The following is a 3,819-nucleotide window of genomic DNA, read 5'->3' on the forward strand; positions in this document are numbered from 1 at the left end:
GCCCATCCCCAAACAGAAACAACAACACACAATACGTACACACAATACACAAAGAAAAAATGTTGAAGAAGTCTTTCGCTTTCGGTTTACTGGCTGCTGGTTTGATGATTGCTCCTGGTGCGGCCTTGGCTGATGTTCAAAGCAACCAACAAAATGCGACTCAAAATGGCGCTGCTGTTGGAGTTGGTAACACAGTTGTAAATAACGCTAACCAAACAGCTATTCAAGATATCACCAAATTTAAGAATGGTGCTTCCTGCTCTGGTAGCTACAACGCTCAAATTTCTGGTCAAAACTTGGAACAAAACGGTGCTGCTGTTGGTACTGCTAACACCGTTGCTAACGTTGGTAGCCAAGCTGCTCTACAACAAGCTACCGAAATTGCTAACGGTTACCACAACTGCTACTAAGTTCTACTGAGTTCGGGATTGGGATGATACTCAGATGATAATTATGAGTGCATCCCCAACCAACAAAATTACAACCTTCCTCTGAGTAATAACACACAGTACACAGTAGATACAGGTTAAAAACAATGTTGAAGAAGTCTTTCGCTTTCGGTTTACTAGTTGCTGGTTTGATGATTGCTCCTGGTGCGGCTCTAGCTGATGTTCAAAGCAACCAACAAAATGCAACTCAAAATGGAGCTGCTGTCGGTACTGCTAATACCATTGTTAACGATGCTACTCAGACAGCTGTTCAAGGTATTACTAAGATTAAGAATGGTATTTCCTGCCAAGCTACCTTTAATGGTCAAATATCTAATCAGAACCTTTCCCAAAATGGAGCTGCTGTTGGTGTAGTTAATACTGTAGCTAATGTTGGTGGTCAATTGGCTCAGCAAACCGCTACTGAGATTGCTAACGGCATAACCAACTGTAACTAAAGTTAACTGAGTTGGGAAGCGGGATGATCTTATCGGTGCATCTCCCAATCAAAAAATCAAAACTGCCTAAAATCAAGAGGCGTTACCAACCCAAAGGGCAGCAACGCCAAATCTAAATCAACAACATACAACAACACAAGAGGTCAACAAATTATGTTTAGTAAAGTTAAAACTTTTGGTTTCGTCATTACTGCCCTGATTATAGCTCCTTCTACTGCTTTTGCTCAAGATTTTCAGGGGAACCAGCAAAACATTGATCAAGTTGGTGTTGCGACTGGTCGCGGCAATACAGTTGTTAATAATGCTAATCAGCAGAGCATTCAAAACTCAACCAGCGTAGGTAATGGTTACTGCAAACCAGGTGGTAACGTACAGGTTTCCAACCAAAATATCCAACAAACTGGGGTTGCTGTTGGTGAGTTCAACACAGTTGTAAATCAAGCCAACCAACTTTCTGTTCAAGATGCACTGAAGATAGCTAACGGCTACTGCCGTTAAAGTTAGCTGTACCAGCCTACACAAGCTTAAGTGATGAGGCGTTGTCTATTCTCTAAGAGCGACAAAACCATTCCCTTATTCCAGCAACGCCAACTCAGTTAAGACCAAGGTTAACCGAATTTCCTGGTAAAACAAAAAATCGGTTTTTTCTGATATGTGAGGTGTTCACGCCATGCCTGCTAAACGTTCAATTTCCATACTTGCACTCTCTGCGCTGATGGTATTACCTGCCGGAATAGCCACCGCAGGCGACATTGACATTCAAAACGGCAATAGTAGGGTAATAGTCGATTCAAACAACGGTATTACGATTAGAAACAATCCCAGATCAACAACAAGCATATATCCTCTCCGCTTGCCTAATTCTGGGGTACGTATCCAAAAAAATGGTATCTACACTGTTCCGACTGTCAAAATCCCTCAAACTATCAAAGTTCCTCAAGCTGTGAAAGTTCCTCAAAACACACGCAGTTACTGTACCGGCAGAACTTTAACTCAACAAAGTGTTCAAAGATCCGTTAACGGTTCCAATAGTACTTACAGTTCTACAACCACATCTACCTGTAAATAGTTCAAGAGGTTACGATTATCATGAAATTTAAGTTTCTTTCTCTGGGTTTGTTCTCGCTGACTGTTGTTTCTCCCCTTTTCGCTCCTTCTTTTACTCGTCCTGCATCGGCATTAGGTTGTGTCATTACTGATGTAGCAGTACAAGTAGATGTTAGTGGTTCTAAAACACCAGCTCAGCAAACACATAATCCAAATCAGCAGTTTGGAGAAGATTGTACTGGTAACAGTGTCACCAATACATCTACTCAAGTTAATACTGGCCCTAATTCTGCTCAACAAAATGTAAATAGCAATTCAGTTGTGGGTGGAGGTGCTACCAGCAACACTCCTGGTAAAGGAGATGTAGGTGTAAAAGTTCACGTTCCAGTTGATGTATACAACCCAGCTGCTGATCCCAACTTTCTTAATGGTGTTGGTGTTCCCAAGCGATAAAGCTGATCAACAAGATACAAATTTAAATATTAACTTTTCCGAAGTCTTCTAGTTCAAGAGCTTCGGATTAATTAATGTTTTGACTAAAGTCTAAACTGGGTTTTTTACGATAGTTTTGAAGTGAGCGCGATCGCTCTGTTGTTAAAGACCCGGTTTTTTGGCAGGTTCGTTCACACCCAAATTTTCTATCAGCATTCAAGCAGGTGGTGAGTTTCATACCTGCTGTTAACCCCATCGAGCTATGAAAAAGCTATTATTTATTGCCTGCTGCTTAGCTTTGCTTACTACCATTTCCGCAGCTTTAGCTCAGAATTTCATTAGCGTTCAAACCTCTTCTGTTCATGTGGACAGCAATAGTAATGATATGAGAAACTCCAGTACTTTTAGTCAACAATCTAGCTATTCTTCTGGATACCAAACAAGCTCAGTCAGTTTGAGTGCTACTGATCTTCGTCAACCCCATATTTTGCGCATTAGTACTTCTGGTAGCCAATTGAGTGGTGATATTGTTCTGGATGGTAGAGTTGTGAAACAGCTGAGCAGTAGCCAAGTAGAAATTAATCTATCACCTTTACTATCTGTTGGAGAGCATATAGTTGAAATCTCCGGACGCTATGCCCCTGCATCATCTGGAGTTAGTGTAGAACTAAGCGGACCTGGTATCAGTTCCTCTCAACAAACAAGTGGAAATGGTTTTTTAAATTACACTCTTAACTTAAGTGTACGTTAGTACTATACGGTAAATTAATATAGCAAGCCTATTGCATAAAGGCAGAATGCAGAAGAGAATAATGCTGATTACGTCTAGTTTTTGGGCGTATTATTGACTGGTTATTCATTTCTGCTACGCATTACTTAGTAAAAAATTACGCAAAAAGATGCTTAAAGGTTTGCTGCTGTTGGTATTAAATAATAATTTAAAATTTATTTCTGCTTCTTTATTTATACTGCTTCTAGAAACTTTCAGCCTTTATCCTGCCTATTCCCAAACAGCCAATAGCAATCAATCAGCTACTGTGGGGAATGAATCATCTTTCAATCAAATCTTGCAGTCGAGTCCCCAGGTTCCTGTAACTAACTCTAATACTTCCTCAAATAACAATAACTCCAATACGATTAATTATCCTAATATTTATCCTCTCAATTATCTTCCCAATGCCTATGTTAATACTGAGAATGACTTTGGTTTTAATCTTTCCGCAGGTGTGAATACTTTAGACGCTTCTAATGTCACAATTTATCTCGGTATAATTTATCAACCAGGACGAACGGAAGACCACAATGCGAGAATGGCCCGTTTGCGTAAAGAAGCGGAGTTACTGGAAGTCCACAAGAAAACAATGGAAGCAAATCTGACTTTGTTGCAAAAGCAAATCGAAGAAGCGACGATTCGATTACAACGCTTACAGCAAACATCTCCTCAAAAGTAGTTA

7 protein-coding genes are annotated in these 3,819 nt (G+C 40.2%); all 7 read left to right on the top strand.

Going from position 1 to position 3,819, the window contains the following annotated elements; genetic code table 11:
• The first annotated feature begins 59 nt into the window (after positions 1–59).
• The 7 genes from UYI_RS0104430 to UYI_RS0104460 all read left to right on the top strand — a co-directional run bounded on the left by UYI_RS0104430 (position 60) and on the right by UYI_RS0104460 (position 3,816).
• Complete coding sequence (locus UYI_RS0104430; RefSeq protein ID WP_026085733.1) at positions 60–410, top strand: hypothetical protein; 351 nt, start codon at positions 60–62, stop codon at positions 408–410.
• Positions 411–535: 125 nt separating this feature from the next.
• A complete protein-coding gene (locus tag UYI_RS0104435; protein WP_016865465.1) occupies positions 536–886 on the top strand; it encodes a hypothetical protein in 351 nt (116 codons plus the stop codon).
• 153 nt (positions 887–1,039) lie between these two features.
• On the top strand, positions 1,040–1,384 hold the full coding sequence (locus tag UYI_RS0104440; protein ID WP_016865466.1) for a hypothetical protein: 345 nt from the start codon (positions 1,040–1,042) through the stop codon (positions 1,382–1,384).
• A 172-nt stretch (positions 1,385–1,556) separates the two neighbouring features.
• Positions 1,557–1,955, top strand: a complete 399-nt coding sequence (locus UYI_RS0104445; RefSeq protein ID WP_016865467.1) for a hypothetical protein — start codon at positions 1,557–1,559, stop codon at positions 1,953–1,955.
• Between the two features lie 20 nt (positions 1,956–1,975).
• Positions 1,976–2,386: a hypothetical protein gene (locus UYI_RS0104450; RefSeq protein ID WP_016865468.1), complete on the top strand. Its 411-nt coding sequence runs from the start codon at positions 1,976–1,978 to the stop codon at positions 2,384–2,386.
• Between the two features lie 241 nt (positions 2,387–2,627).
• A complete protein-coding gene (locus UYI_RS0104455) occupies positions 2,628–3,116 on the top strand; it encodes a hypothetical protein (RefSeq protein ID WP_016865470.1) in 489 nt (162 codons plus the stop codon).
• A 148-nt stretch (positions 3,117–3,264) separates the two neighbouring features.
• Positions 3,265–3,816, top strand: coding sequence for a hypothetical protein (locus UYI_RS0104460; RefSeq protein ID WP_016865471.1), 552 nt, complete (start codon positions 3,265–3,267; stop codon positions 3,814–3,816).
• Positions 3,817–3,819 lie beyond the last annotated feature (3 nt).

This window comes from Fischerella muscicola PCC 7414, assembly GCF_000317205.1.
In the GTDB taxonomy this organism is placed as follows: Bacteria; Cyanobacteriota; Cyanobacteriia; order Cyanobacteriales; family Nostocaceae; genus Fischerella; species Fischerella muscicola.

What these genes read in the sequence shown, in the direction of transcription:
- UYI_RS0104455 (WP_016865470.1), top strand. Translation starts at nt 2,628, where the DNA reads ATGAAAAAGCTATTATTTATTGCCTGCTGCTTAGCTTTGCTTACTACC.
- UYI_RS0104450 (WP_016865468.1), top strand. Translation starts at nt 1,976, where the DNA reads ATGAAATTTAAGTTTCTTTCTCTGGGTTTGTTCTCGCTGACTGTTGTT.
- UYI_RS0104460 (WP_016865471.1), top strand. Translation starts at nt 3,265, where the DNA reads ATGCTTAAAGGTTTGCTGCTGTTGGTATTAAATAATAATTTAAAATTT.
- UYI_RS0104430 (WP_026085733.1), top strand. Translation starts at nt 60, where the DNA reads ATGTTGAAGAAGTCTTTCGCTTTCGGTTTACTGGCTGCTGGTTTGATG.
- UYI_RS0104435 (WP_016865465.1), top strand. Translation starts at nt 536, where the DNA reads ATGTTGAAGAAGTCTTTCGCTTTCGGTTTACTAGTTGCTGGTTTGATG.
- UYI_RS0104440 (WP_016865466.1), top strand. Translation starts at nt 1,040, where the DNA reads ATGTTTAGTAAAGTTAAAACTTTTGGTTTCGTCATTACTGCCCTGATT.
- UYI_RS0104445 (WP_016865467.1), top strand. Translation starts at nt 1,557, where the DNA reads ATGCCTGCTAAACGTTCAATTTCCATACTTGCACTCTCTGCGCTGATG.